28 protein-coding genes are annotated in these 25,406 nt (G+C 51.8%); 11 read left to right on the top strand and 17 right to left on the bottom strand.

Annotated elements, in window-relative coordinates; all coding sequences use genetic code 11:
- Window positions 1-63: 63 nt before the first annotated feature.
- The 7 genes from tyrR to pspA all read right to left on the bottom strand — a co-directional run bounded on the left by tyrR (window position 64) and on the right by pspA (window position 5,982).
- Window positions 64-1,650: a transcriptional regulator TyrR gene (tyrR, locus tag N7387_RS07395; protein ID WP_279798025.1), complete on the bottom strand. Its 1,587-nt coding sequence runs from the start codon at window positions 1,648-1,650 to the stop codon at window positions 64-66.
- A 334-nt stretch (window positions 1,651-1,984) separates the two neighbouring features.
- Entirely contained in the window at window positions 1,985-3,055 is a 1,071-nt protein-coding gene (locus N7387_RS07390; protein WP_262859461.1) for a YcjF family protein, read from the bottom strand.
- Window positions 3,052-4,449 (bottom strand): YcjX family protein, encoded by a 1,398-nt coding sequence (locus N7387_RS07385; RefSeq protein WP_279798023.1) that lies wholly within the window; start codon window positions 4,447-4,449, stop codon window positions 3,052-3,054. The genes N7387_RS07390 and N7387_RS07385 overlap by 4 nt, the downstream gene beginning before the upstream one ends.
- The gene (locus N7387_RS07380) at window positions 4,430-4,666 is read right to left on the bottom strand and encodes a hypothetical protein (protein ID WP_279798022.1); all 237 of its coding nucleotides are present in this window, start codon (window positions 4,664-4,666) and stop codon (window positions 4,430-4,432) included. The genes N7387_RS07385 and N7387_RS07380 overlap by 20 nt, the downstream gene beginning before the upstream one ends.
- Before the next feature lie 20 nt (window positions 4,667-4,686).
- Entirely contained in the window at window positions 4,687-5,040 is a 354-nt protein-coding gene (gene pspC, locus N7387_RS07375) for an envelope stress response membrane protein PspC (protein ID WP_025152968.1), read from the bottom strand.
- On the bottom strand, window positions 5,040-5,261 hold the full coding sequence (gene pspB / locus N7387_RS07370) for an envelope stress response membrane protein PspB (protein WP_024473219.1): 222 nt from the start codon (window positions 5,259-5,261) through the stop codon (window positions 5,040-5,042). Before pspB ends, pspC begins: the two co-directional genes overlap by 1 nt.
- A 46-nt stretch (window positions 5,262-5,307) precedes the next feature.
- On the bottom strand, window positions 5,308-5,982 hold the full coding sequence (gene pspA, locus N7387_RS07365; protein WP_262882801.1) for a phage shock protein PspA: 675 nt from the start codon (window positions 5,980-5,982) through the stop codon (window positions 5,308-5,310).
- A 173-nt stretch (window positions 5,983-6,155) separates the two neighbouring features.
- On the opposite strand from pspA, the gene pspF reads away from it, so the two are divergent.
- From pspF to fabI, 7 genes are all read left to right on the top strand, one after another.
- Complete coding sequence (pspF, locus tag N7387_RS07360; protein WP_279798020.1) at window positions 6,156-7,142, top strand: phage shock protein operon transcriptional activator; 987 nt, start codon at window positions 6,156-6,158, stop codon at window positions 7,140-7,142.
- A 71-nt stretch (window positions 7,143-7,213) separates the two neighbouring features.
- Window positions 7,214-8,902: an ABC transporter substrate-binding protein SapA gene (gene sapA / locus N7387_RS07355; protein WP_262859463.1), complete on the top strand. Its 1,689-nt coding sequence runs from the start codon at window positions 7,214-7,216 to the stop codon at window positions 8,900-8,902.
- Window positions 8,899-9,864, top strand: a complete 966-nt coding sequence (gene sapB, locus N7387_RS07350) for a putrescine export ABC transporter permease SapB (RefSeq protein WP_262859464.1) — start codon at window positions 8,899-8,901, stop codon at window positions 9,862-9,864. Before sapA ends, sapB begins: the two co-directional genes overlap by 4 nt.
- Window positions 9,851-10,741: a putrescine export ABC transporter permease SapC gene (gene sapC, locus N7387_RS07345; protein WP_004239121.1), complete on the top strand. Its 891-nt coding sequence runs from the start codon at window positions 9,851-9,853 to the stop codon at window positions 10,739-10,741. The genes sapB and sapC overlap by 14 nt, the downstream gene beginning before the upstream one ends.
- A complete protein-coding gene (gene sapD / locus N7387_RS07340; RefSeq protein WP_262882805.1) occupies window positions 10,741-11,733 on the top strand; it encodes a putrescine export ABC transporter ATP-binding protein SapD in 993 nt (330 codons plus the stop codon). The genes sapC and sapD overlap by 1 nt, the downstream gene beginning before the upstream one ends.
- Window positions 11,733-12,542 carry a putrescine export ABC transporter ATP-binding protein SapF gene (gene sapF / locus N7387_RS07335; protein WP_025152974.1) on the top strand — a complete coding sequence of 270 codons (810 nt, stop codon included), beginning with the start codon at window positions 11,733-11,735 and terminating at the stop codon, window positions 12,540-12,542. Before sapD ends, sapF begins: the two co-directional genes overlap by 1 nt.
- A gap of 136 nt (window positions 12,543-12,678) precedes the next feature.
- A complete protein-coding gene (gene fabI, locus N7387_RS07330) occupies window positions 12,679-13,467 on the top strand; it encodes an enoyl-ACP reductase FabI (protein WP_262861993.1) in 789 nt (262 codons plus the stop codon).
- A gap of 184 nt (window positions 13,468-13,651) precedes the next feature.
- On the opposite strand, the gene N7387_RS07325 is transcribed toward fabI, so the two are convergent.
- The gene (locus N7387_RS07325; RefSeq protein ID WP_279798019.1) at window positions 13,652-14,578 is read right to left on the bottom strand and encodes a Gfo/Idh/MocA family oxidoreductase; all 927 of its coding nucleotides are present in this window, start codon (window positions 14,576-14,578) and stop codon (window positions 13,652-13,654) included.
- A 196-nt stretch (window positions 14,579-14,774) separates the two neighbouring features.
- Here N7387_RS07325 and gstA point away from each other — a divergent pair, with 196 nt between their 5' ends.
- Window positions 14,775-15,380 carry a glutathione transferase GstA gene (gstA, locus tag N7387_RS07320; RefSeq protein ID WP_262859469.1) on the top strand — a complete coding sequence of 202 codons (606 nt, stop codon included), beginning with the start codon at window positions 14,775-14,777 and terminating at the stop codon, window positions 15,378-15,380.
- Window positions 15,381-15,455: 75 nt separating this feature from the next.
- Here the strand turns inward: gstA and pdxY are convergent, their stop codons facing one another.
- From pdxY to anmK, 4 genes are all read right to left on the bottom strand, one after another.
- A complete protein-coding gene (gene pdxY, locus N7387_RS07315; RefSeq protein WP_279798018.1) occupies window positions 15,456-16,322 on the bottom strand; it encodes a pyridoxal kinase PdxY in 867 nt (288 codons plus the stop codon).
- 114 nt (window positions 16,323-16,436) lie between these two features.
- A complete protein-coding gene (gene tyrS, locus N7387_RS07310; protein ID WP_262859471.1) occupies window positions 16,437-17,711 on the bottom strand; it encodes a tyrosine--tRNA ligase in 1,275 nt (424 codons plus the stop codon).
- 135 nt (window positions 17,712-17,846) lie between these two features.
- Window positions 17,847-18,497: a pyridoxamine 5'-phosphate oxidase gene (gene pdxH, locus N7387_RS07305; protein WP_025152978.1), complete on the bottom strand. Its 651-nt coding sequence runs from the start codon at window positions 18,495-18,497 to the stop codon at window positions 17,847-17,849.
- 49 nt (window positions 18,498-18,546) lie between these two features.
- Window positions 18,547-19,665 carry an anhydro-N-acetylmuramic acid kinase gene (anmK, locus tag N7387_RS07300; RefSeq protein ID WP_279798017.1) on the bottom strand — a complete coding sequence of 373 codons (1,119 nt, stop codon included), beginning with the start codon at window positions 19,663-19,665 and terminating at the stop codon, window positions 18,547-18,549.
- Window positions 19,666-19,984: 319 nt separating this feature from the next.
- On the opposite strand from anmK, the gene N7387_RS07295 reads away from it, so the two are divergent.
- Window positions 19,985-20,452 carry a glycine zipper 2TM domain-containing protein gene (locus N7387_RS07295; RefSeq protein WP_262859473.1) on the top strand — a complete coding sequence of 156 codons (468 nt, stop codon included), beginning with the start codon at window positions 19,985-19,987 and terminating at the stop codon, window positions 20,450-20,452.
- A 59-nt stretch (window positions 20,453-20,511) separates the two neighbouring features.
- Here N7387_RS07295 and slyA read toward each other — a convergent pair whose 3' ends face one another.
- Together slyA and N7387_RS07285 are read right to left on the bottom strand one after the other, a co-directional pair.
- Window positions 20,512-20,946, bottom strand: coding sequence for a transcriptional regulator SlyA (gene slyA / locus N7387_RS07290; protein ID WP_274370325.1), 435 nt, complete (start codon window positions 20,944-20,946; stop codon window positions 20,512-20,514).
- A 520-nt stretch (window positions 20,947-21,466) separates the two neighbouring features.
- A complete protein-coding gene (locus N7387_RS07285; protein ID WP_262861754.1) occupies window positions 21,467-21,703 on the bottom strand; it encodes a DUF1289 domain-containing protein in 237 nt (78 codons plus the stop codon).
- A 152-nt stretch (window positions 21,704-21,855) separates the two neighbouring features.
- Here N7387_RS07285 and gloA point away from each other — a divergent pair, with 152 nt between their 5' ends.
- Both gloA and rnt read left to right on the top strand, forming a co-directional pair.
- Window positions 21,856-22,263: a lactoylglutathione lyase gene (gene gloA / locus N7387_RS07280; protein ID WP_004235481.1), complete on the top strand. Its 408-nt coding sequence runs from the start codon at window positions 21,856-21,858 to the stop codon at window positions 22,261-22,263.
- 120 nt (window positions 22,264-22,383) lie between these two features.
- On the top strand, window positions 22,384-23,031 hold the full coding sequence (gene rnt / locus N7387_RS07275; protein WP_279798016.1) for a ribonuclease T: 648 nt from the start codon (window positions 22,384-22,386) through the stop codon (window positions 23,029-23,031).
- A gap of 38 nt (window positions 23,032-23,069) precedes the next feature.
- Here the strand turns inward: rnt and N7387_RS07270 are convergent, their stop codons facing one another.
- The 3 genes from N7387_RS07270 to N7387_RS07260 form a co-directional block, all read right to left on the bottom strand.
- Window positions 23,070-23,825: a hypothetical protein gene (locus N7387_RS07270; protein ID WP_279798015.1), complete on the bottom strand. Its 756-nt coding sequence runs from the start codon at window positions 23,823-23,825 to the stop codon at window positions 23,070-23,072.
- A 139-nt stretch (window positions 23,826-23,964) separates the two neighbouring features.
- Window positions 23,965-24,306, bottom strand: a complete 342-nt coding sequence (locus N7387_RS07265; protein ID WP_004235478.1) for a Grx4 family monothiol glutaredoxin — start codon at window positions 24,304-24,306, stop codon at window positions 23,965-23,967.
- 179 nt (window positions 24,307-24,485) lie between these two features.
- The gene (locus N7387_RS07260; RefSeq protein ID WP_279798014.1) at window positions 24,486-24,695 is read right to left on the bottom strand and encodes a terminase small subunit; all 210 of its coding nucleotides are present in this window, start codon (window positions 24,693-24,695) and stop codon (window positions 24,486-24,488) included.
- Between the last annotated feature and the right edge of the window lie 711 nt (window positions 24,696-25,406).

Here is a 25,406-nt window from a genome sequence, read left to right as displayed (position 1 = left end):
TATCGGTAAAAAAACTCCGCTGCCGGTGACGGTCGCGGGGTTATTTTTTACCAGAGGAAGGAACTACGCCTCCTCACCCTCATCGTCTTTTGCCGCACCGCGCCGCTGGCTCAGCCCGTATTCGCGCAGTTTATTGGCGATCGCGGTATGTGAGACATTCAGGCGTTTCGCCAGCTTGCGGGTACTCGGATAATGGCGGTAAAGCCGTGTCAGTACAGAGCACTCAAACCGTTTGGTGATATCATCCAGCGAGCCGCTGAGGATATCCTCACTGAAGCCGATTTCCGCTTCCAGTTCCGGCAGAACGATATCCTGCGGACGCAGCAGCGAGCCTTCCAGCGAAGAAAGTGCCTGATAAATCACATTGCGCAGCTGACGGACGTTGCCCGGCCAGTGATAAGCACAAAGGAACTGTCCCAGCTCCGGCGCAAGGCGCGGCTCCTCACAGCCCTGCTCTTCGGAAAAACGTTTCACGAAATCACGGGTCAGCGGCAGGATATCTTCCTGATGCTCACGCAACGGCGGAATGGTCAGCGTCAGCACATTGAGGCGGTAATAGAGATCCTCACGGAACTTGCCTTCCTTCACCAGTTCCAGCAGATTTTTCTGGGTCGCACAGATAACCCGCACATCCACTTTCACCTCATGCTCTTCCCCGACACGGCGAAATGTACCGTCATTCAGGAAACGCAGCAGTTTGATCTGCATCTGCGGGGACATTTCCGCGATTTCATCCAGCAGAACGGTGCCACCGTTAGCCTGCTCAAAGAAACCTTTTTTCGGCTCGGTGCTGTTGGCATAAGCCCCGGCTGCATAACCGAACAGCTCAGTTTCCACCACATCGTCCGGCATCGAGGCGCAGTTCAGCCCGAGGAACGACTGATTTCCGCGTACACTGTAGAGATGACAGGCTTTGGCGAACACATCTTTCCCGGTACCGGTTTCACCGACCAGTAACAGCGGGGAATCCATTTTTGCCATGCGCTGTGCCTGTTCGACCACATGGCGCATTTTGGCACTTTTCGCCACCAAATCATCAAAGCTGCCGGAATGCATCACCTGCATGCGGCGCTTCTGCCCGCTGGTACTCTCACTGACGGTGCGCAGCAGCACAACCGCACCGATAGTGGCAGAGGCGTCATCTTTTTCGTCAAAATTAATCGGCGTCACATTCAGGGTATAAGAGCGGCCTTTGAGTGTGATACTTTCCTTGTACGGCGCGGGTTCATCATCCTCAATCCAGCGGGTGAAGTTGAACTGGCTGAAATAGTAAGTGATGTTGCGCTGACGGATGCGCTCTTCGGTAGTGGCAAACAGGGAGAGTGCCGCGCTGTTGGCCAGTTCAATATTGCCGCGCAGGTCGAGGGATAAAATCGGGTCTTCCAGAGATTCGAGCAATGCCCACATGGCGCGCTGTTCGCGCTCAGACGGCATAAAGTGAACAGTTCTGACATCCACCACGCCCTGAATCCGGCGGATCTCAGCCATCAGAGACTGAAACACAGAAAAATCGATCTGCATAAAATTGAGGTATATCCGGCCGTTACGGGCAATTTCGATGCCTTTGAGGTCGATATTTTGTAATACCAGCAGATCCAATAACTCCCGCGTCAGTCCGATTCGGTCCTGGCAAATTACTTCCAATCGCATCGTTACGATCCTATTTACACTTAAGTTATTATTTTCCCGTTAATTGAAACTGATTTTACGGTATAAAATGAAAACTGTCACGATTTGTTGACACAATAAATGCGTTCCTGCGGTGTTTCTCCACAGTTCCGTGTGAAAAGGCAATAAAAATACAGATATGTCAGTCGGTTAACGACGATTTATTCAGCGCGGACGGCAAACCGCGCCGGAGAGGTGGTACAGCGACCCGCAGGGAGCATAGCGGGATTGTTATGAAAAAAACAGTGATCAGGTACGGATTTCTGCATAAAAAGCCGGATGACATCACAAAATGCGCATCCGGCAGGGTTATCAGCTACAGGGCGGATTTTTCCGCACTCTTCCCTTTCGGGACTGCCTGTTTAAGCTGCTGTAACAGCTGTTTACGGAAATCCGTCAGTTTGGGTTTATCCGTTCCGGTCCAGGGCAGCGGGCGGCACAGTTCCATCGCTTTGATCCCCAGACGGGCAGTCAGCAACCCCGCCCCCATACCTTGTGCGGCACGGGCGGATAACCGTGCAGTGATGTCCTGAGAAAGCCAGTCCATCCCCACTTCGCGGATAAGCTCGGAAGCACCCGCGAAAGCAATATTGAGGAGTACCAGTTTAAACAGACGCAGGCGGCTGTAATACCCCAGTTCAATACCGTAAATCGCCGCGACTTGGTTGATCAGCCGGATATTACGCCAGGCAATAAAGGCCATATCCACCAGTGCCAGCGGGCTGACGGCTATCATCAGCGCAGATTCCGCCGCGAAACGGCTGATCACCCGGCGCGCCTGTTCATCGGTTACCGGCTGAACGATCTGACTGTACAGCGTCACCACTTCGCGGTCATTATGGCTGCTCTGTAACAGGCTCTGCCATTGCTGTAACGCGGGATGGTGTGACGGGATATTGGCCTGTTTCGCCAGTTTTTCACAAAATGCACGCCCGTCGCCGATACGGTGACTTTGCAGCAATTCCTCTGCCGCTTCGCGCTCTGTGGCCCGCTGGCGCAGCCGGTACATACGCCGCCATTCCGTGATAACCGATCCGGCAGCGGCAATCAGCACCAGAAAGGTGGCAGCAATGCCGCCGAGGGCTGTCCAGTCATTACCTGTCCATGCATCATTCACCCACTGAATCAGTTGCGCGACGGCGCTGATCCCCAGCAAGCCGCCCGCCACAAAGACCAGTTTACGCCACAGACTGCGCCGGGGTTTCAGAGCCTGAATCAGCAGGGCTTCCGCTTCCCCGTCTGACGCCTGTTCTGCCGTGAATTCCGTGCGTTCAAACTGTATGCTGTCATCATCCGCAAACTGGTGCGCCGGTTTTATGGTGTCCTGTACCGGCGGTGACAGCGGTGCTTCCTCAAAATCAATCCGGGATTTGATCGGCTCACTCATGACAGTTTATCTCCCAGTAAAAATTCCATCGCACTGTCCATCCGGATATGCGGCAGCGGCGTATCCATCCGCATCGGTAATGGCCGGAAGGATTCAAACTGAAACCCCTGCTGCTGCCAGAAGTCTGCATCCGGCAGCCGTTTCGGTACTTCGCCGGGATAAAAGGTCAGCGAGGTGTTATCTGCCAGCCGGGTGCCCTTCAGCGCGGGCATTTTTTCCCTGTTATGCATCACCATGCCGTATTCCGTGGCCTGTACTGACGCCAGCCCGGTGCAGTCCATTTTAATCCCCTCAAAAGCGGCTTGCTGCCAGGCTGACTGCGTCAGCTGCTGAAGCAGTGCCACGAGATTGGCGTGCTGATCGGCGGTAACATGATCCGCTTTGCTGGCGGCAAACAGCAGTTTGTCGATACAGGGGGAAAACAAGCGGCGTAATAGTGTGCGTTTGCCGTAATGGAAGCTCTGCATCAGTTGAGTCAGTGCCAGACGCATATCCGTAAATGCCTGCGGCCCGCTGTTGAGCGGGGTCAGGCAATCCACCAGCACAATCTGGCGGTCAAAATGCTGAAAATAGTGCTTATAAAAACCGTTGACCACGTGGTCACAATAATACTGATAGCGATCGCGCAGCATGCCGAGCACACTGCTTTTCGCCGCTTTGGCGAGCCGGGACGGGTCGGGCATCAGGTCGGTGATAAACGGGAAAAATTGCAGCCCCGGCGCACCAGCCATATCCCCCGGCAAGACAAAACGACCGGGCTGGATAAAGTGAAAACCCGCCGCTTTGCAGCGGTGAAGATAATCGGTATACGCCTGTGCAATGGCCGCCAGTTGCTGTTCATCTGCCGGCGCATCAGGATCAAGCTGACGGCACAGTGCCAGCCACGGCTCTGCCCATTCACCCCGCTCACCTTTGAGCAGGGTTTTCATCTGCTGCGACCAGGTAAGGTAATCCTGTTCCAGCATCGGCAGATCCAGCAGCCACTCTCCCGGATAATCGACGATTTCCAGGTAGAGCGTGGACGTTTCTTTAAAGTGACGCAGCAAACTGTCCTGAGTGCGGTAACGCAGTTTCAGGCGGATTTCGCTGACACCGCGTGTCGGCACCGGCCAGTCCGGTGGTGTGCCGTACAGCGAGGCCAGCCCTTCATCATAGGCAAAGCGCGGCACCCCGAGGTCCCGCTGCGGAATACGTTTCACGCCGAGAATGCGCCCGTCACGGGCAGCCGAAAACAGCGGCAGACGCGCACCGCTCTGTACATTCATCAGCTGATTAACAAACGAGGTAATAAAGGCGGTCTTGCCGCTGCGGCTCAGTCCGGTAACGGCAAGACGAAGATGACGATCCAGCCCCCGGTTGACGAGGGCACTCAGCTCATTTTGCAGTCGTTTCATAATTCTCCGGTGTAAAACGGCCAATCACTTTTTTCATACCGGCACGGATAACAGGCTCCAGTACCAGTATTGCCGCCCCGCGCAGAGCAGGACGGGTAACCGATTTCAGAATCACCGCGGCAATACCGCTGGGTGCCGCCGCCAGTGCCGCGGTGGTTAACAGCTGCGCGCCGGTTTTTCCGGCCCGCAGCAGGGTGTGTTTATCCGGCCACTTCATACTGTTCTCCGTCTGACAGATTACAGGTCACGGAAGCGGCGGTTGAGCGCATATTGTTCCGATGTCACATAGCGCTCAATGTCGCGGATCCGTTTTTCAGTGCGCGCCTGGCTGCGTTCTGTCTGCTCCAGCAGCATGGCGGCATTAACCCCGCCGTCGCGGCCGGGATAATCACGCGGCACCACCGGCAGAATCATTCCCATCAGGATATAGAGCGTGATGGTCAGCCAGAAAAAGCCGGTAAAGGTTGCCACCACCGCCATCACGCGGATCATCCAGGCCGGTACATTAAAATAGTTGGCAATACCGGCACATACGCCCCGGAACATACCTTCATCCGGATAGCGGTACAGTTTACGTGACTGAAATTCCATTATGATTGCCTCCAGCCCGGATTTTCCGCATCCAGAATCGCTTCCAGGGTTTTGATCCGCGCTTCCATCTGCTGAGCATTTTCCGCCAGCGCCGCAAGGCGCCGGGTTTCAAATTCACCGGCCCGGCTTCCCCGCTGACTGTTATAGTGCAGCCATAACCAGATCGGCAGCACGAACAACACGAAAATTGTCAGTGGTATACCTAAAAATACAAATGCCATATTTTTGTCCTTAATGGTATTAATTCAGGAAAGCCTGTTACCGACCTTATTCGCCCTTTTCTTCTTTTTCAAGACGTGCTTTGATGGCCGCGATTTGCGCGCTGATCTCATCTTCCGCTTTCAGCTCGGCAAACTGCTGTTCCAGTGATTTTTCTTTTCCCAGACCATAGCTTGCGGCTTCACCTTCCATATGGTCAATCCGCGCCTCAAACTGCTCAAAACGGGCCATTGCCTCATCCATCCGGCCGCTGTCGAGCTGACGGCGCACTGCGCGGGATGATTTTGCCGCTTCGTGACGCACCACCATGGATTGCTGGCGGGCACGGGTTTCGGTCAGTTTCTGTTCCAGTTCGTTAATTTCATTTTTCAGCCGAGCGATAGTTTCGTCCAGAATAATCAGCTCATGACGCAGGGTATCGACATGGCTTTCCACACGCTGTTTTTCCAGCAGTGCGGCACGCGCCAGATCTTCTTTCCCTTTGACAATCGCCAGTTCCGCTTTTTCCTGCCAGTCACTCACCTGACGCTCACCGCTTTCAATCTGACGTGACAGATTTTTGCGTTCTGCCAGGGTACGGGCAGAGGTGGAGCGGATTTCCACCAGCATATCTTCCATTTCCTGAATCATCAGGCGGATCATTTTCTGCGGATCTTCCGCTTTATCCAGCAGTGATGCAACGTTGGCGTTAATGATATCGGCAAAACGTGAAAAAATTCCCATGATTGATGTCCTTTTATCAGCAATTATGTCTTATGACACGTTTACTATTACAAGATGCGTGCCAACTCCGTTATTTTTTTTACCCGCTTGTTTTTTCTCAGGTTTATTTATTTCCCTTTTATCATGACTTTTTGTAAAGTGGTGACATTCACCATTTAATGGTCAAATTACTCATGAAAAATAACACTGACACCCTGATCGGTATCGATAATACCTTTCTCGATGCGCTGGAAAAAGTGTCGCGGCTGGCAAAAATTGCCCGTCCGGTACTGATTTGCGGCGAACGGGGCACCGGTAAAGAATTATTTGCTCACCGCCTTCATTATCTCTCTCCCCACTGGGATGAACCCTTTATTGCACTGAATTGTGCGGCACTTAACGATAATTTGCTCGATTCCGAACTGTTCGGACATGAATCCGGGGCTTTTACAGGCGCTCAGCGCCGCCATCAGGGGCGTTTTGAGCGGGCGGACGGCGGTACCCTGTTTCTTGATGAACTCGGTACCGCGCCGCTGACCGTGCAGGAAAAGCTGCTTCGGGTGATTGAATACGGGGAATTTGAGCGTGTCGGCGGGCAGCAGACCCTGAAAGCGGATGTACGGATTGTCTGCGCCACCAATGCGGATTTACCGGCGCTGGCGGCAGAAGGAAAATTCCGCGCCGATTTACTCGACCGGCTGGCTTTTGATGTCGTCAATATCCCGCCGCTGCGCGATCGTCCGCGCGACCTGACCGAACTCGCCGGTCATTTTGCCGTGCAAATGTGCCAGGAGATGGGCACGCCGTTTTTTGCCGGTTTCTCCCCGCATGCCCTGCAACAAATGCAGAGTTATCACTGGCCGGGCAACATCCGTGAGCTGAAAAATGTGATTGAGCGATCCCTGTACCGTCAGGGAGATACCACCGAACTGCTGGCAGAACTGGTGATCAACCCGTTTGTCACCGCGCCGGTTCCTGCAGCGGACACCGCAGCACAGGCTCTGCCGGCGCTGCCGTTCTCCCTGAAGCAGTGGCAGCACACACAGGAAAAGGACGCGCTGGATGCGGCATTACAGCACGCGCAATATAATCAACGGGAAGCAGCACAATTGCTGAATCTGACCTATCATCAGTTTCGCGGGTTACTGAAAAAACATGCCGCTAACCCGCAACCGGATTAAATGCTTCCGTTTTTGGTTAGTCGCACAAATTGCGATACAATGCCCTGTTCATTTTTAACGGTAACTGATTTATGCGCCATTGGATTATCCGGGCCTGCGCGGTTCTCCTGCCTGTTTCAGGCTTTGCCGCCGCACCCGCCCCGCAGACAGAGCAGCCGGTAAAACCGGTCACGGCTCAGGCCGCTCCGCTGCCGCCGGTCCGCGATACCGGTTTTGTCTATTGTGTGAACGGCAACATCAGTACATTTAACCCGCAGCTGGCCAGCAGCGGGCTGATTGTCGAGCCGCTGGCGGCACAGATTTACGATCGCCTGCTGGATGTTGATCCTTACACCTACCGCCTGATCCCGGAACTGGCTGCCCGCTGGACAGTACTGGATAACGGTGCGACCTACCGTTTTTATCTGCGCCGTGATACCGATTTTCAGACCACAGACTGGTTCAAACCGACCCGCAAAATGAATGCGGATGATGTGGTGTTCAGCTTTTCCCGCGTGGTGGATAAACAGAACCCGTATCACTACATCAACGGCGGCCGTTATCCCTACTTTGACAGTTTGCAGTTCGCTTCCAATGTGAAATCCATCCGCAAAATCAATAATTATACCGTTGAATTTAAACTGAATACGCCGGACGCCTCCTTCCTGTGGCATCTGGCAACCCATTACGCGCCGGTTCTGTCCAAAGAGTATGCCGATAACCTGCTGAAAACCCGCCGTCAGGAACAGCTTGACTGGAAACCGGTCGGCACCGGGCCGTATTATCTGGATGATTACCAGAGCGGCCAATTTGTCCGTCTGCAGCGCCATGATAACTACCGCAAAGGCAAACCCCGCATGCAGGAAGTCGTGGTTGATCTCGGGGCGGGCGGTACCGGACGGATGTCAAAACTGATCACCGGCGAGTGTGATGTGCTGGCCTATCCTGCCGCCAGCCAGTTACAGGTGCTGCGCGACGACCCGCGTCTGAGTCTGATGCTGCGCCCGGGGATGAATATCGCGTATCTGGCGTTTAATACCAGCAAACCGCCGTTTAATAATCCGCAGGCGCGCCGTGCGATTGCTTTCGCGATTAATAATGAGCGCCTGATGAAATCCATCTATTACGGCACGGCAGAAACCGCTGCATCTATTCTGCCGCGCGTCTCCTGGGCGTATGATAACCAGACCCGGGTGACGGAATACAATCCCGAAAAAGCCAAAGCGATGCTCAATGAGCTGGGACTCAGCGGCATGACGCTGAACCTCTGGGTACCGACTGCCTCACAATCTTACAACCCCAGCCCGCTGAAAATGGCAGAACTGATTCAGGCCGACCTGGCCCGTGTCGGGATAACAATGAATATCCGCCCGGTTGAGGGGCGTTTTCAGGAAAACAGCCTGATGGATCGCAGTCACGATATTACCCTTGCGGGCTGGTCAACCGACAGTAATGACCCGGACAGTTTTTTCCGTCCGCTGCTCAGCTGTGCGGCTATCGGTTCGCAAACCAACCTGAGCCACTGGTGTTCCCCGGAATTCGATGATGTGATCCACCAGGCGCTGCTTGAGCAGCAACTGAGCAGCCGGATAGAGTATTATCACAAAGCACAGCAGATTCTGGCAGAGGATCTGCCGGTACTGCCGCTGGCCTACTCGCTGCGGTTGCAGGCATTCCGCTATGATATCAAGGGGCTGGTGCTGAGCGCATTCGGTAATACCTCTTTTGCCGGTGTCTACCGTGATACCGGGGATGACCCGGAGCCGGAGGCTGAACCATGATCATTTTTATTCTGCGCCGTCTGCTGCTGGTACTGATTACCCTCTGTTTTCTGTCGGTGCTTAGTTTCAGCCTGAGTTACTTCCCGGCGAACGCACCGCTGAGCGGCGCTTCCCTGACGGATGCCGTGCTGTTCTATTATAAAAGCCTGTTTTCATGGGATTTCGGCAGTTCCGTTATTAACGGTGAGCCGATCAGCCAGCAACTGTGGGCCGTACTCCCCGCCACGCTGGAGCTGTGCGGTCTGGCGTTTCTGCTGGCACTGGTGATCGGTATTCCTGCCGGGATTATTGCCGGGGTCTGGCGTAATAAAATGGCGGACATCACCATCAGCACTTTTGCGCTGGTCGGGTTTTCTGTTCCCGTGTTCGGGCTGGCGCTGCTGCTTACCCTGTTCTTCTCGCTGCGGCTGGACTGGCTGCCGGTCTCCGGACGTATTGACCTGCTGTATGATTTAACACCGGTTACCGGGTTCGCGGTAATTGATGCCTGGCTGTCGGATTCGCCGTACCGCCGGGCGATGATCCTCAATGTGCTGTCCCATATGGTGCTGCCGGTGATCACCCTGTCCATTGCACCGATGACGGAAGTTATCCGCCTGATGCGCACCAGTACTGAAGAAATTATCAGCCAGAACTATATTAAAGCCGCCGCTATCCGTGGTTTATCCCGGCTGACCATTATCCGCCGCCATTTGCTGCACAATGCGCTGCCGCCGGTGATCCCGAAACTCGGGTTACAGTTTTCCACCATGCTGACACTCACAATGGTCACAGAAGTGGTCTTTAACTGGCCGGGTATCGGCCGCTGGCTGATCACCGCTATCCGTCAGCAGGATTTCGCCGCGATTTCTGCCGGTGTCATGCTGGTCGGCACCATGGTGATGATTGTCAATATGCTGTCGGATATTCTGGGTGCTGTCAGCAGCCCGCTGAAACATAAGGAATGGTATGCCTTCAGATAATTTTTACCGTGAAGACCGGATGCCGTCACCGGGGCGGGTTATCTGGCAGCATTTCACCGCAGATATTCCGGCTATGATCGGTTTTTACGGCGTGCTGTTTCTGATTGCACTGGCGATCGGCGGCACCTGGATAGCGCCTTATGCGCTCGACCAGCAATTTGCCGGTCACCAGTTACTGCCGCCCTCCTGGTCCCATTACGGGAATGTCGCCTTCTTCCTCGGTACGGATGACCTCGGCCGTGATATTTTCAGCCGCCTTATTCTCGGCACACAATCCACCTTCGGAGGCGCATTGCTGGTAACCATCATTGCCGCCGTCGCCGGGATTATTATCGGTTGTCTGGCAGGGATGACCACCGGCCTGCGCTCAGCCATCTTTAACCATATGTTTGATACCCTGCTGGCGCTGCCCTCTCTGCTGCTGGCAATTATTGTGGTGGCCTTTTTCGGTGCCAGTCTCAGTCACGCCATGATTGCCGTGGCACTGGCACTGCTGCCGCGTATTGTGCGAATGATTTATATCGCAGTACATGATGAGCTTGATAAGGAATACGTGATTGCCGCCCGGCTCGACGGTGCATCCAACCTCAATATTCTGATCCATACGGTGCTGCCGAATATCAGTGCGGTGACCGTCACCGAACTGACCCGCGCCCTGTCCATCGCTATCCTTGATATTGCCGCGCTCGGCTTTCTTGAACTCGGGGCACAACTGCCGTCACCGGAATGGGGAGCAATGCTCGGTGATTCTCTGGAACTGATTTATGTCGCGCCCTGGACTGTGCTTCTGCCGGGAACCGCTATTCTTATCAGTGTTCTGCTGGTGAATCTGCTCGGTACCGGGTTACAGCGTGCCATTAATGCGGGGGTTGAATAATGCCGTTACTGGATATCCGCAATTTAACCATTGAATTTATGACCGCCGCAGGGCCGATCAAGGCCGTTGACCGCGTGACATTATCCCTGACCGAAGGGGAATTCCGCGGCCTTGCCGGGGAATCCGGTTCCGGTAAAAGCCTTATCGCCAAAGCGATTGCCGGTATTACCAAAGATAATCTGCGCGTGACGGCAGACCGTTTCCGCTTTAATGATATCGATCTGCTGAAACTCTCCCCCCGTCAGCGCCGCCGGGTGATCGGCCACAATGTGTCGATGATTTTCCAGGAGCCTCAGTCCTGTCTGGATCCGTCAGAAAATATCGGCAAACAGCTGATTCAGACTATCCCCGGCTGGACTTACAAAGGCCGCTGGTGGCAGCGCTTTAACTGGCGTAAACGCCGGGCGATTGAGCTGCTGCACCGTGTCGGTATCAAAGATCACAAAGATGTGATGAGCAGCTACCCCTATGAGCTGACCGAAGGGGAATGCCAGAAGGTGATGATTGCCATTGCGCTGGCCAATCAGCCGCGTCTGCTGATCGCCGATGAGCCGACCAACGCCATGGAACCCGATACTCAGGCACAGATTTTCCGCCTGCTGACCCGGCTGAATCAGAACAACAATATGACTATCCTGCTGATCAGCCACGACTTACAATTAATGAGCCAGCTGGTGGATCGCATTAATGTACTCTACTGCGGTCAGACCGTGGAGAGTGCCGAACCGGATGACCTGCTGCTCAAACCGCATCATCCGTATACTCAGGCGCTGATGCGGGCTATCCCTGACTTTGAAAAACCGCTGGCGCACAAATGCCGTCTCAATACCCTGCCGGGTGCGATTCCGTCACTGGAGCATCTGCCAGTTGGTTGCCGCCTGGGGCCGCGCTGTCCGTATGCCCAGAAGGTGTGTATTGATGCACCGCGTCTGCGGACAGTCAAAAACCGCAGTTTTGCCTGCCACTTCCCGCTGAATATGGAGGATGTGTAATGCCGGTTCCGTTGCTGGAAGTCAAAAACCTGAGCAAAACCTTCCGTTACCGGGACGGTTTTTTCCGCCGCCACCAGCTTGAAGCGGTCAAACCGGTCAGTTTTACACTGCAACCCGGCCAGACACTCGCCATTACCGGGGCAAACGGCTCCGGGAAATCCACCCTCGCGCGGATGTTATCGGGGATGATCGAACCAAGCGGCGGGGAGATCCTGATCGATAAGCACAAGCTGACCTTCGGTGATTACAGCTATCGCAGCCAGCGCATCCGCATGATATTCCAGGATTCAGCCACTTCGCTTAATCCGCGCCAGCGCACCGGACAAATTCTGGAACTGCCGCTGATGCTCAATACGGATCTGGATGCCGCCGGCCGCCGTCTGCGCATTAATGCGACACTGCGCCAGGTGGGTCTGCTGCCGGATCACGCGGATTATTATCCGCACATGCTGGCCTCCGGACAGAAACAGCGCGTAGCCCTCGCCCGCGCCCTGATTTTGCAGCCGGAAGTGATTGTGGCGGATGAAGCACTCGCCTCTCTGGATATGTCATTGCGTTCACAGATCATAAATCTGATCCTTGAACTCCAGGAAACGCAAAAAATTGCCTATATTTATGTCACACAGCATCTGGGCATGGCAAAACACGTCAGCGACCAGATACTGGTGATGCACAACGGTGAAGTTGTCGAGCGCGGTAACACTGCCGAGGTACTGGCATCACCGCTGCACGATGTCACGCGCCGCCTAATCACCAGCCACTTTGGTGAAGCACTGTCCGCCGAAGCCTGGCGCCAGGATGTGGATTAACTGCCGGTATTCTGATCATTCAGACCGGTGACTTCTCAATTTCCGGTAACCTGCTTATATCAGCCGGATTTTACTAACCGCGTCACCTGCCGGATTACGGCGCAGAAGGTGACAGAGAAAACACAAGGAAACTGCTATGGGTTTTATGACCGGTAAACGCATCCTGATCACAGGGGTTGCAAGCAAATTATCGATTGCTTACGGTATTGCCAAAGCAATGCGTGACCAGGGTGCCGAACTTGCATTCACCTACCAGAATGACAAGCTGAAACCCCGTGTTGAAGAGTTCGCTCAGTCTCTGGGTTCCTCCATCGTTCTACCTTGTGATGTGGCAGAAGATGAAAGTATTGAAAATCTGTTCACGGAATTAGCCAAAGTCTGGCCGACATTTGACGGTTTTGTTCACTCCATCGGCTTTGCCCCGGCGGATCAGTTAGACGGCGACTATGTGGATGCGGTAACCCGTGAAGGCTTCCGTATTGCCCACGACATCAGCGCCTACAGCTTTGTGGCGATGGCAAAAGCCTGCCGCACTATGCTGAACCCGAACTCCGCCCTGCTGACCCTCTCATATCTGGGTGCGGAGCGCGCTATCCCGAACTACAACACCATGGGTCTGGCAAAAGCCTCTCTGGAAGCGAACGTCCGTTATATGGCGAACGCAATGGGGAAAGAAACCATCCGTGTTAATGCCGTTTCTGCCGGGCCTATCCGTACACTGGCGGCATCCGGGATTAAAGATTTCCGCAAAATGCTGTCGCACTGCGAGGCGGTTACGCCACTGCGCCGCACGGTCACCACCGAAGATGTGGGTAACGCGGCAGCGTTCCTTTGCTCTGACCTGGCCGGCGGTATTACCGGTGAAGTCCTGCACGTTGACGGCGGTTTCAGTATCGCGGCAATGAATGAGCTGGAACTGAAATAATCCTGCTTCTGTCTGGCTTTTCATTAATATCTCCGCCGGACAGGTCAATCAGCTGACAGCAGGCAAGCGGACGAAAAGCATGCGCGTCATGGATGACGCGCCTGAGCGCACAGGGAGGTGCTTACAGCGTCTTTTCGTTTTGCCTGCTGTCAGCTATTCCCCGCACTTTCAGAGAGCACCTCTTTTAATTACCGGCGGTCAGCAATTTCTCCGTCAATCGCTGTGCATAAAGCGCCTCTTCGCCGCTGACCAGCGGTTGTGTCTGATTGGCAACAGATTCAATAAAATGCCGTACCGCACCGTCAAACCCACGCTGAACCAGCAGCGGCTCCCACGCTTTCGGATGCTGTTCCTGTATCCCGGCAACGGTTTCGCTGCGCCAGTGATTCATATCCGTCACCTGATAACAGCCGTCACGACCGGTCACACTGATCTGCTCCCGCTGACTTGCCGCACAGCGGTGCATAGAGGCAGTCAGCCAGGTGCCGTTATCTGTCTGTAAATGGTGTTCCGCATATAACAACTGATTTTCCTCATTTACCTGCATATGGCCGCTTTTCAGCGCCGCATTACCATCCCGTCCCAGCCAGAGCAGGGTATCCGCGATATGCAGATAATCATCGGTTACTGTAAAAGCCACATCATGCGGGCCGATACTGTTGCTGCGGTGTTTATCCATACGAATCGATGCCGCTTTTCCGGCGATCTGTTCTCTGAGCTGCTGATAAAACGGTGAAAAACGCCGGTTGAACCCGACCATCAGTGCCCGCTGTTTTTTCTCCGCCAGACTGACGAGGGCTTCTGATTGTTTATAGGTTCCCGCCAGGGGTTTATCAACATACACATGGCACCCCGCATTCAGTAATTCACTGACAACCTGAAAATGGCTCTCTGTACTGCTGTGAACAAACACGGCATCACACTGTTCTGCCAGCGCGCGGAGTGTCGGAAACAAAGGAAAGCGGTACGCATCACAGACCTGCCGTGCCTTTTCCTGATTCGGCGAAAAACCGCCGGACAACACCCAGTTATCCGTTTTGGTCAGAACCGGTAAATATGCTTTTTGTGCTATCCCGCCCAGTCCGGCGATCCCGATACGGATTTTTTTCATGTGTGCTTTACCTTTTATTGTTTTGTAACAATGAATTACAAAGTATTATCACAAATTGAATCTGTGGCGATTATATGGAAAGATAGCGCTAACCGATAAATAATTCGCATTCTGAATACATCCCGCCCGCGAATACCGGTCTATACTTCATCACTACTGCCATGTCCGTTCTTTTGTTTTAACTGAGGAGCATACCATGCAATTGTTCTATACCCCGGGAAGTTGTGCACTGTCACCCCATATTATTTTGCGTGAAACCGGCCTGGATTTCTCCCTGGTCCGTGTCGATCTGAAAGCAAAAAAAACCGAAAACGGTGATGATTACCTGAAAATCAATCCGAAAGGACAAGTCCCCGCACTGAGTATCAGTGACAGTCAGCTGCTGACCGAAGGTGTGGCGATTGTGCAGTATCTTGCTGATCAGAAACCGGATCGCAAACTTATTGCCCCGGCGGGAACGATGGAGCGTTATCATCAGATTGAATGGCTTAACTATATTGCCAGTGAAGTTCATAAAAGCTACGGCCCGCTGTTCTCGCCGGAAACCCCGGAAGATTACCGGCCAATCGCGCTGCGCAATCTGATGAATAAGTTTGCTTATGTGGATAGCGTGCTGGCGAAAAGCCCGTATATTACCGGCAACAGCTTTACGGTGGCGGATGCCTATCTGTTTACCGTCTGCGGCTGGGCACCACATCTGAAGATTTCACTGGAGCCGTATCCGCATTTACAGGCGTATCTGGCTAAGATCGCACACCGTCCGCATGTGCAGGATGCGATGGAAGCGGAAGGTCTGATTTAAGCGTTCTGATATACAGGTACAAAAAACGCCGGATAATCCGGCGTTTTTTTATGCTGATACGGTGTTCAGACCGGTTCAGTCGATCTGTTCCGCGCAGAATTTATGCGCCGGAAGCACCATTTCATCCTGAGCCGCCACCAGTTGCAGTTCGTACTCATTCATGGTTTTGGTTTTCAGCATCACTTCATACACAGCGGCAGCCACGTGTTCCAGTGCCTTCGGCAGTTCTTCGCCTTTCAGCAGGTTCACCAGCATCAAACCGCTGGTTAAATCACCCACACCCACCGGCTGACGCTCGCCGAAGTCCACCAGCGGACGGCTGATATGCCAGGCGTGATCGGCAGTGACCAGAATCATTTCAAAGCGGTCAGCACGGTAACCTGCACGGGACAGGTGTTTAACCAGCACCAGGCGCGGCCCTTTTTTGCACAGTTCACGGGCAGCGGCAACGGCTTCACCCACATTCTGAATAGTTTGTCCGCTCAGGGTTTCCAGCTCAAGCAGGTTCGGCGCGATCATATCGCTGACCGCCAGCGCTTCCTGACACAGAAAATCCGCCACACCCGGTGCCACGATACAGCCTTTTTCCGGGTGACCCATCACCGGGTCACAGAAATACCATGCCTGCGGATTGCGGGTTTTGACTTTTTTCACCACATCCAGGATACGCTTGCCCTGCTCTGCCGAGCCGAGGTAGCCGCTGAGTACCGCATCACAGCGGGTCAGCTGATCGATGTTATCAATGCCGTCCACAATCTCCGTGATGTGCTCCGCGCTCATCACGCAGCCGGTCCAGCCTTGTGCATACTGTGTGTGATTGGAAAACTGGACGGTATTAAGCGGCCAGACATTAACGCCCATGCGGCGCATCGGGAATTCAGCCGCACTGTTACCGGCATGACCATACACAACATGAGACTGAATAGAGAGAATATTTTTCATTGATACAACCTGATTTTTTATTATTACTGTGCATATCATATTCTGTGAAACAGAAAAGATCCTGCTGACAGATCAAAAAGGGCAACTTTCGTTGCCCTTGTTTACCGTAAACTATTATTTCCAGCAGATCAGACAGTAATGTTTTTTGCCCCGGCGCAGTAATGTATAACGCCCGAACAGCTTATCGCTGTCTGTGAAGCGGTATTCAGCGTCAGACTGTTTCTCACCGTTGAGTGATACCGCGTTAGAGCCGATCATGGTACGGGCCTGACCGCGTGACGGAACCAGTTCCGCAACCACCAGCGCCTGCTGTAAATCCGCATCGCTGTCCAGTTCGATATGCGGCATACCATCCTGTGCCAGCTGCGCGAAGTCATCTTCAGTCAGGCTTGATACATCACCGTTGAACAGGCTGTCAGTGATACGACGGGCAGCCGTCAGCCCCGCGTCGCCGTGAACCAGTTTTGTCACCTGCTCCGCCAGAACATACTGGGCACGTGGTGCTTTACCGCTGGCTTTATCTTCCGCTTCCAGTGCATCGATGTCTTCGAGGCTCATAAAGGTGAAGAATTTAAGGAAACGATAAACATCCGCATCCGCCGTGTTGATCCAGAACTGATAGAATTTGTACGGACTGGTTTTCTTCGGATCCAGCCATACCGCACCGCCTTCGGTTTTACCGAACTTGGTACCGTCAGATTTGGTGATCAGCGGAACGGTCAGACCCCAGGCCTGCTGCTGGTTGAGACGGCGGGTTAAATCGATACCGGAGGTGATGTTACCCCACTGGTCGGAACCACCGATCTGCAGCTCAACGCCATGATCTTTATTCAGACGGGCGAAGTCATAACCCTGTAACAGGTTGTAAGAGAATTCGGTGAATGAAATACCGACATCATCCCGGTTCAGGCGCTGCTTAACCGCTTCCTTGTTGATCATCTGGTTCACAGAGAAGTGTTTACCGATATCACGCAGGAAGGTCAGCACATCCATAGAGCCGAACCAGTCATAGTTGTTTGCCGCGATAGCGCTGTTCTTGCCGCAGTCAAAATCGAGGAACGGGGAAACCTGCTGACGGATTTTATCCACCCAGCCGTGAACCGTATCCTGTGTATTCAGTTTGCGCTCCGTTGCCTTGAAGCTCGGGTCGCCAATCAGCCCCGTGGCCCCACCGACCAGTGCCACCGGACGATGCCCGGCTAACTGGAAACGCTTTAAGCACAGCAACGGAACCAGGTGGCCCAAATGCAAGCTGTCAGCGGTCGGATCGAAACCGCAATAGAGGGAGATCGGGCCCTGCGCCAGTCTCTCTGCTAACGCTTTTTCATCCGTAACCTGGGCAATGAGGCCCCGCTCTTGCAGTTGTTTTATCAGGTTCGTACCAGACATCAATGACTCCGTCAGTTCTGTTTTGTCTATGCAAAAATAGTGGATTGGAAATATGAAGGGTATAGCATAAAGCGGCACTCCGTGAAGTGCCAGCAATTAAAATGATTTTACTGAAGAAATTCTGACAACAACCGGTTACGGCGCGAGGCGGTCAATATCCCAGCCGTCTGCGGTACGGGTGTACAGGAAACGGTCATGCAGACGATGCTCGCCGCCCTGCCAGAACTCAACAGAATTGAATTTAATCCGGAAACCGCCCCAGAAACTTGGCAGCGGGACATCCCCCTGCTTAAACTTTTGTTTCAGCTCAAGAAACTTGCCTTCCAGAATACCGCGCGCGGAAATCCGTGAGGATTGCTGAGACGCCCATGCGGCAATCTGGCTGTCTTTTGGCCGGCTGTGGAAATATTTCACCACCTCCAGTGTGGATAAACGCTCCACTTCACCGAGGAAGCAGACTTGTCTGTCCAGACTGTACCACGGAAAATGTACGCTGATTTTCGGATTTTTTGCCAGATGCTGCGCCTTGCGGCTGCCCATATTGGTGTAGAAAATCAGCCCGTCCTTATCAAAGTGCTTGAGCAGCACAATACGCTGATACGGCTGACCGGTTTCATCCACGGTCGCCACACACATGGCGGTCGGGTCGGTCAGTTTTGCCTCACACGCCTGTTTAAGCCAGCGTTCGAACATTTCCAGCGGGTCGTCGCTGAGATCACGGCGGCGTAACCCTCCCTTTGTGTATTCACGTCGCAGATCCGCAACGTCAGTAAACTCGTCTGACATGCCTTTTATCCTCTTATCTTTTTAATCACTGAAACTGTGTTGTCTTTTATTACGGCCGCTCCCGGATAACGGGATATACCGCGCCCAATACGGTTTCCCGGTCTGCACCGGTGACAGACGGCAAATTACCGGGCTCACCGGCCAGTGTCCGCGCTGCCAGCCAGGCAAATGCCAGCGCTTCCATATCATCACCGCTCAGGCCGTAGTTATCCGTCGGGCTGACTTCAGTGCCCGGCAACTGTGCGGACAGCTGTGCCATAATCTGCGGATTGCGCGCGCCGCCGCCGCATACCAGCAGGCGCTCACAACCGCCGCACAGCGTAACCTGCTCACTGATACTGACCGTGGTCAGCGCCAGCAGAGTCGCCTGCACGTCCTCCGGTTTCAGGCCGGGGAAATGGTCCAGCTGCATGGTCAGCCACTGCATATTGAAATATTCGCGCCCGGTACTTTTCGGTGCCGGACGGCGAAAATAGGGATCACTCAGCATCTGAGCCAGTAGATCCGGATTAACGTGCCCGCTCTTTGCCCATTCGCCGTCTTTATCATACGGCTCCGCGCGGTGCCGCCATGTCCAGCTGTCCATCAGCATATTGCCCGGACCGGTGTCATACCCTCTGACCTCCGCCCCCGGGATCAGTGTGGTGATATTGGCGATCCCGCCGATATTCAGGATAATCCGTTTCTCATCCGGCGCACTGAGCACCGCCTGATGAAAAGCGGGCACCAGCGGCGCGCCCTGGCCGCCGTAAGCCATATCACGGCGGCGGAAATCCCCGACTGTCATGATATTGGTCAGCGCGGCAACCCGGTTATTATCCCCGAGCTGCATAGTAAAAGGTGTTTCGCTGTCCGGCTCATGCCAGACGGTCTGTCCGTGACAGCCGATACCGGCAATATCCTGCGGATTCAGCCGGGTTTGTGCCAGCAGCCCGCCGATGGCGTCAGCAAACAGTGTGCCCAGTTCATAATCCAGACGGCCTATTTCCGACAGTGTCGTCTGCTGCCCCTGGCATACCGCCAGTATGCGCTTTTTCAGCGCGTGCGGAAACGGATGCGAGTACGCCGCCTGCTGCGCCACCACTGAATCATTAATCGCTGCCAGCACAACATCCACCCCGTCAAGGCTGGTTCCTGACATCACGCCGATATAACGTCCTGAACGCATAACCGATTCCTTTTAATCAATAACCATCTGATAAAAATATAGTATTCATATTCCGTGTGACTACTATAATCAGGGTGCCCCGCAGATTCACCCCTTTTCGTACCGTGACCTCACTTAATCCCTAATCTGATGCACACCTCACATTTGTGAAATAAGAGGATTTACCTTGGCTGCGATCGTCGTTCGCTTTAAGCTGTTCCTAATGAAGATGAAAATAAAACGTTTTTAATGCTAAATTATTCTGCGATAATAGATAAGATATGACACTACAGATAATGAACACATCTGAATCTGTGAATACAATAATCAGGAGTCAAGTATGTATAAGCGTTTTCTCGTCGGTGTATTTGCCGTCGTGGCCCTTTCCGGTTGTGTGAATATGGACACACTGAGTGGTGACACTTATAGTGCAGACCAGGCGAAACGTGTTCAGACCGTTACCTATGGTACAGTGATGAGCGCCCGTCCGGTGACTATCCAGGGCGGCAGTGACGAAAATATCCTTGGTGCGGCCGGTGGTGCGATTCTGGGTGGTATTTTAGGCAGTACTATCGGCGGCGGCACCGGTCAGACTCTGGCAACCGCAGCAGGTGCTATTGCGGGTGGTGTTGCAGGCCAGAACGTTCAGGCAGCCATAAACAACACGTCCGGTGTTGAGCTGGAACTGAAACAGGATAACGGCGAAATCATTGTTGTTGTACAAAAACAAGGTAAAACCCCGTTCTCCGTCGGTCAGCGTGTCCGTATCGCGAAATCCGGTTCAACGTATACCGTATCTCCGCGTTAAGTTTTACGCGTTACCGGCAAAAGGCGAAACACCCGTTTCGCCTTTTTTATTACCTGCCATTACGTACGGTTATGCAGCTGCACAATATTATTTTCCAGTTTCCTGATAATCTCCGCCAGCATGTATAATTCTTCCTGTGTGATCCCGCCCAGTATTTCACGCCGTGTTTTTTCAATCACCCCATCCACTTCACGGATAAAGGGTTCTGCGTCTTCTGTCAGTTTTATTCGTTTTGCTCTGCGGTCATTGCTGCAGACATGCCGTGTGATTAACCGTTTTTCTTCCAGTTGATCCAGCGTGCGGACCAGCGACGGCTGTTCAATACCAATCGCTTTTGCCAGTTGGATCTGAGACTGATCCGGTGGCAGCAGGCTGATATTGTAGAGTGTAATCCAGTGTGTCTGTGTGAGTTTCAGTGGTTTAAGCCGGTGGTCAATCAGTGATCGCCAAACCCGTACTAACCTCGCTAAGTCTGATCCCAATGTTAACTCCACAAATTTCTCCTTATGTGAATACGGTACGGACGTATATGCACGCCATCATGTCTTTCAATCACCCAATAAAAAGAAACGCTGCACTATTGTGCTCATTGACAGCGGACGCAATATTGCTGCGTAATAAAAAAACAATTCCCGCTTATTTCATGACCAAAATTATTGCCAATGAAATAATTAGCTTTTTATACAAATTTAATTGATTAAGCGGGTGAACTTGTTCCGTATTAAGAATAGCGATCATCACTGTCGTGATCTATATTTTTTTACATAACCACCATTTTATTTTTAACAAAAAATAGTTGAATTTTAATAATTTAACTTATTAAACAGTGAGTTATTAAAACATATCGTCATTCACGGCTAATGTGGTGATTTTATATTTTATTTGTATAATTTCATTCTTGATTATAAATTTAAATACAATGAAAAATATCATTTATATAATATATAAATTAGTAACACTAAATAACCCACATATATTAATACCCTTCTAATATTTAGGTTTATAACTATGTCTTTAAAACAGATCTAACTGTCCGGATGGTGTTTCCGGTGGTGTTTCACTCTTTATCGCCCTGTAACGGCGCTGGCGGCACAAGCGAATCACATTTTCTTTTTGCGCGTTACTCAGCGACAGCCACTGAAAACGCTCATCACGGCTCCGGTAGCATCCCCGGCAGTAGCCTTTTTCATTCAGCTGACATATCCCCACACACGGTGAAGGGATATCAAAAAAGTGAAGTTGTTCTGCCATCGGCTGATGTCCTTTTGTCTGATGCCCTGCCGGACAGGTCATGGTTATCCTGTAACCATCAGCATCCTGATAATTTGAATTGTAGTCAATTATCACGTTATAGTATGAGCCATTACTGATAAATAACTGAAAGCACTCTGAGAGGTTACTTTATGCGTGTACTCCATACCATGCTCCGCGTGGGTGATATGCAACGTTCTGTCGATTTTTACACCAAGGTCCTCGGCATGCGTTTACTGCGCACCAGTGAAAACCCGGAATATAAATATTCTCTGGCTTTCGTGGGTTACAGTGACGAAAGTGAAGGCTCTGTTATCGAACTGACCTATAACTGGGGCACGGATTCCTATGAGATGGGAACCGCATTCGGCCATATCGCACTCGGCGTGGATGATGTTGCGGCGACCTGTGACGCTATCCGCAAAGCAGGCGGCAATGTGACCCGTGAAGCCGGTCCGGTTAAGGGCGGCACCACCATTATCGCTTTTGTGGAAGACCCGGACGGCTATAAAATTGAATTAATTGAAAATAAAAGTGCCGGGGCTGCGCTCGGTAACTAATTTATCCCGGCAAGAAGGATCAGAACGATCCTTCTTTTCCGGCGCAGCACTGAACAGCCCTTTCTCCTTCCGGCAAGCCGCGCTAGAATAGTGCGTTTTGTTTGTTTAACTAAGAGTCCCATGTCTGAAAATCAAAATCACAATGCTCTGAGCGCACGTTTCCGCGGCTATTACCCTGTCGTTATTGATGTTGAAACCGGCGGTTTTAATGCCGCAACCGATGGTATGCTGGAAATCGCCGCCATTACCGTCAAAATGGATCATAACGGCTGGCTGATGCCGGATCAGCGGCTTGAATTTAATGTGCAGCCTTTTGAAGGTGCAAACCTTGATCCCGCTGCTTTGGCCTTCACCGGTATTAATCCGGCAGACCCGGAGCGTAATGCGGTCACAGAATATGAGGCTCTGCATGCCATTTTCAAAATGGTGCGCAAAGGCATGAAAGATGCGGATTGCAAGCGGGCAATTATCGTGGCGCACAATGCGAATTTTGATCACAGCTTTGTGATGGCAGCCGCAGCACGCTGCGGGCTGAAACGCAATCCGTTTCACCCGTTTGCCACCTTTGATACGGCGGCATTAAGCGGATTATCGCTGGGACAGACGATTCTGGCAAAAGCCTGTATCGCCGCCGGTATCCCGTTTGACAGTAAACAGGCCCATGGCGCGGCGTATGATACTGACCGCACCTCCCTGCTCTTTTGTGACATCGTCAACCGCTGGAAGAAACTGGGCGGCTGGCCGCCGTCGGCTGAAAGTAATCAGTAAAAAAACGCCACCTCAACGTGAGGTGGCGTTTTTTTCTGTCAGTTATCAGGTAACCGGCGCCAGGCGTTATTCTCAGTCTGCGGTTTCTCCCGGGCGATGACCTCTTCAGGTCTGAGATCCATCAGGTCAGCCATAATCAATTCCTGAATATCCTTCACCAGCTCCATTACTCTTGCGTTGAAATTCTGTTCAAAATTCTCTGTGGCTAAATAAGCCGCTGCCTTTCCGTCATCACAAATTGACCCGAGCTGATCTACTTTTTCATCAGGCTTCAGACCGAAACCGACAGCACCGGATAACACGCGGTTTACTCTGTTAATCAATCCGTCTATGAATAACTCTGCTGCTTTATCTATACCTTTTACTTTATTCACACCACTCATAAATGTGACTAATGGTCTCAGTGTGTATGTTGAGAATATATTCAGCGAAGTGGCAGTCAGAGGCTTATTTTCTCCCATGAATGTATTGATTTTATCTAAATAGATCGGTACGTTTTTCTGTGCTATATCCAGCACCAGCCGTGCGTTCTGATTAACGTCAGATTGCGTTTTTTCTTCCCGGATTGTTATTTTATTTATCCAGTTCCCTAATGGCTCAAACACATTATTTATTTTGCCTTTCACTGCTGTGAAAAACCCTGCTGCACTGTTACGAATCTCAGTGAACCGCTCAGATAAACCCGATTGTTTTACGGAGGCTGATTCTTTTAAGTCACCGATCATACCATCGGTTCCCTGATATGAAATATACCCGGTTAATCTGACATTCTGTCCTGTTGAAACTGGCTGCATCTTTTTGTCCTTTTTGTGTCATCGATGCCGCCACTCTAGAAAAGAATCGCATAAACAACTTTCATTTCGCCGCCATCAGAAAGACAAAAGCCCCGCAGCGGTAACACTGCGGGGCTTTTATAAACAGTACAGGACGGGATTATTCTTCGTTTTCAGTCCGGTATTTTGCTGCGGTTTCTTTAATCAGTGGCTGTAATTCACCGCGCTGGAACATTTCCATAATGATGTCACAGCCGCCGACCAGCTCACCATCAACCCACAGTTGCGGGAAGGTTGGCCAGTTAGCGTATTTTGGTAATTCCGCACGGATGTCCGGGTTCTGCAGAATATCCACATAAGCAAAACGCTCTTCACAGGCAGCCAGCGCCTGCACCGCCTGGGCGGAAAAACCACAGCTGGGCAGTTTCGGGGAGCCTTTCATATACAGCAGAATCGGGTTTTCTTTAATCTGGCGTTCGATTTTTTCAATAGTCGTCGTCATGTAAAACGTCCTTCACTTCAGATCGGTTAGACCGGTGTTAACATACGCGCAGAATACCACTTTTCACTGCAAAACATAAGAATTTATAACAACAACCAATTTATCAATAAGTTAACTTGTCGGTTGATTATTATTTATATAACAAAAAACTACATACTGCGCTTTTTTCTAACTATGTATCAGTAAGTTACGAAAATTTCCCGGTTGACCCCGACATTTCTATACATCCTGCTTGCACTGGTATATGCGTTATGCCCCTCACATTTACCTCCTGCCCGTATATATGCAGCGGTCCGGTTCAAGTCGATAAGATACTCAGTAACGAAACAAGCCTGTAAATCTGTAAGCCGGTAATTGCGCAGGCTGAACTCTGTTTCATCATTTTGCACATTGTCAGGTTTATTACTCTGCGCATCCGGTGTATTGCTATTGCGCTCAGGGTCATTTACGCACTTTGCGCTGCTGTTTTTTTGGTGGCCTCCGCGCTGTTGTGTAATTCAGTCCCTGTATCTCACACCATTCTTTCGGGGATTTTCCTGTGGTGGCATAGTCAGATAGAAACTGTTTTTGTAGATCGTTCCGGTTTGATCCTGCCATAATTGGTCCTTACTGTTTCTCAATCACCCGAATATATCTGATGTCACCAGTTCATCCGGTACAATATATATTTATGAGCTATCCGTTCTATGCGGTGCTGTCCTTATTTTGTATGCACACAAAAGTGAAACAAAATATGTCAAATATTTCTGATACTCCCGGACAGACTTGAAATTGTGGTTTACATTGACAAACTCAGCATAGCTATTTCAGATATAGTTTTAGTTACTTGGCATTCGAGTAACTTTACTTTAAAGTAGTAATCCGTGGTATGTATAGTGCAGTGCGTTACAGCCCCTCTAACCAGGGACGGTTAGAAGGGAATCATCACTCCTTCATTTGTTCACGCTTATTGCAAATCTCTGTGATACCAAAGCACCCTGCCTTGTTATGACGCCCCTTAGATTCATTGTAATTAATTTAAGGCTATCCCTTTAGTTTTTTTTTCGTCATACCGATAGTTTATATGAGTGCTTATTCATTCATACATATATCAAAGGATC

The organism is Morganella sp. GD04133 (assembly GCF_029835375.1).
Lineage (GTDB): Bacteria > Pseudomonadota > Gammaproteobacteria > Enterobacterales > Enterobacteriaceae > Morganella > Morganella morganii_B.
This window is presented reverse-complemented; position numbering and strand designations above follow the sequence as displayed.

Coding starts and splice junctions, on each gene's coding strand:
- pdxH (WP_025152978.1), bottom strand. CDS start 18,497: ATGTCAGACGAGTTTACTGACGTTGCGGATCTGCGACGTGAATACACA.
- anmK (WP_279798017.1), bottom strand. CDS start 19,665: ATGCGTTCAGGACGTTATATCGGCGTGATGTCAGGAACCAGCCTTGAC.
- N7387_RS07380 (WP_279798022.1), bottom strand. CDS start 4,666: ATGAAGTGGCCGGATAAACACACCCTGCTGCGGGCCGGAAAAACCGGC.
- tyrS (WP_262859471.1), bottom strand. CDS start 17,711: ATGTCTGGTACGAACCTGATAAAACAACTGCAAGAGCGGGGCCTCATT.
- N7387_RS07270 (WP_279798015.1), bottom strand. CDS start 23,825: ATGCAGCCAGTTTCAACAGGACAGAATGTCAGATTAACCGGGTATATT.
- N7387_RS07390 (WP_262859461.1), bottom strand. CDS start 3,055: ATGAGTGAGCCGATCAAATCCCGGATTGATTTTGAGGAAGCACCGCTG.
- fabI (WP_262861993.1), top strand. CDS start 12,679: ATGGGTTTTATGACCGGTAAACGCATCCTGATCACAGGGGTTGCAAGC.
- pspB (WP_024473219.1), bottom strand. CDS start 5,261: ATGGCATTTGTATTTTTAGGTATACCACTGACAATTTTCGTGTTGTTC.
- sapC (WP_004239121.1), top strand. CDS start 9,851: ATGCCTTCAGATAATTTTTACCGTGAAGACCGGATGCCGTCACCGGGG.
- N7387_RS07285 (WP_262861754.1), bottom strand. CDS start 21,703: ATGGCAGAACAACTTCACTTTTTTGATATCCCTTCACCGTGTGTGGGG.
- rnt (WP_279798016.1), top strand. CDS start 22,384: ATGTCTGAAAATCAAAATCACAATGCTCTGAGCGCACGTTTCCGCGGC.
- tyrR (WP_279798025.1), bottom strand. CDS start 1,650: ATGCGATTGGAAGTAATTTGCCAGGACCGAATCGGACTGACGCGGGAG.
- pspF (WP_279798020.1), top strand. CDS start 6,156: ATGAAAAATAACACTGACACCCTGATCGGTATCGATAATACCTTTCTC.
- N7387_RS07325 (WP_279798019.1), bottom strand. CDS start 14,578: ATGAAAAAAATCCGTATCGGGATCGCCGGACTGGGCGGGATAGCACAA.
- sapD (WP_262882805.1), top strand. CDS start 10,741: ATGCCGTTACTGGATATCCGCAATTTAACCATTGAATTTATGACCGCC.
- N7387_RS07265 (WP_004235478.1), bottom strand. CDS start 24,306: ATGACGACGACTATTGAAAAAATCGAACGCCAGATTAAAGAAAACCCG.
- gstA (WP_262859469.1), top strand. CDS start 14,775: ATGCAATTGTTCTATACCCCGGGAAGTTGTGCACTGTCACCCCATATT.
- sapB (WP_262859464.1), top strand. CDS start 8,899: ATGATCATTTTTATTCTGCGCCGTCTGCTGCTGGTACTGATTACCCTC.
- pdxY (WP_279798018.1), bottom strand. CDS start 16,322: ATGAAAAATATTCTCTCTATTCAGTCTCATGTTGTGTATGGTCATGCC.
- N7387_RS07295 (WP_262859473.1), top strand. CDS start 19,985: ATGTATAAGCGTTTTCTCGTCGGTGTATTTGCCGTCGTGGCCCTTTCC.
- N7387_RS07385 (WP_279798023.1), bottom strand. CDS start 4,449: ATGAAACGACTGCAAAATGAGCTGAGTGCCCTCGTCAACCGGGGGCTG.
- gloA (WP_004235481.1), top strand. CDS start 21,856: ATGCGTGTACTCCATACCATGCTCCGCGTGGGTGATATGCAACGTTCT.
- pspC (WP_025152968.1), bottom strand. CDS start 5,040: ATGGAATTTCAGTCACGTAAACTGTACCGCTATCCGGATGAAGGTATG.
- sapF (WP_025152974.1), top strand. CDS start 11,733: ATGCCGGTTCCGTTGCTGGAAGTCAAAAACCTGAGCAAAACCTTCCGT.
- sapA (WP_262859463.1), top strand. CDS start 7,214: ATGCGCCATTGGATTATCCGGGCCTGCGCGGTTCTCCTGCCTGTTTCA.
- pspA (WP_262882801.1), bottom strand. CDS start 5,982: ATGGGAATTTTTTCACGTTTTGCCGATATCATTAACGCCAACGTTGCA.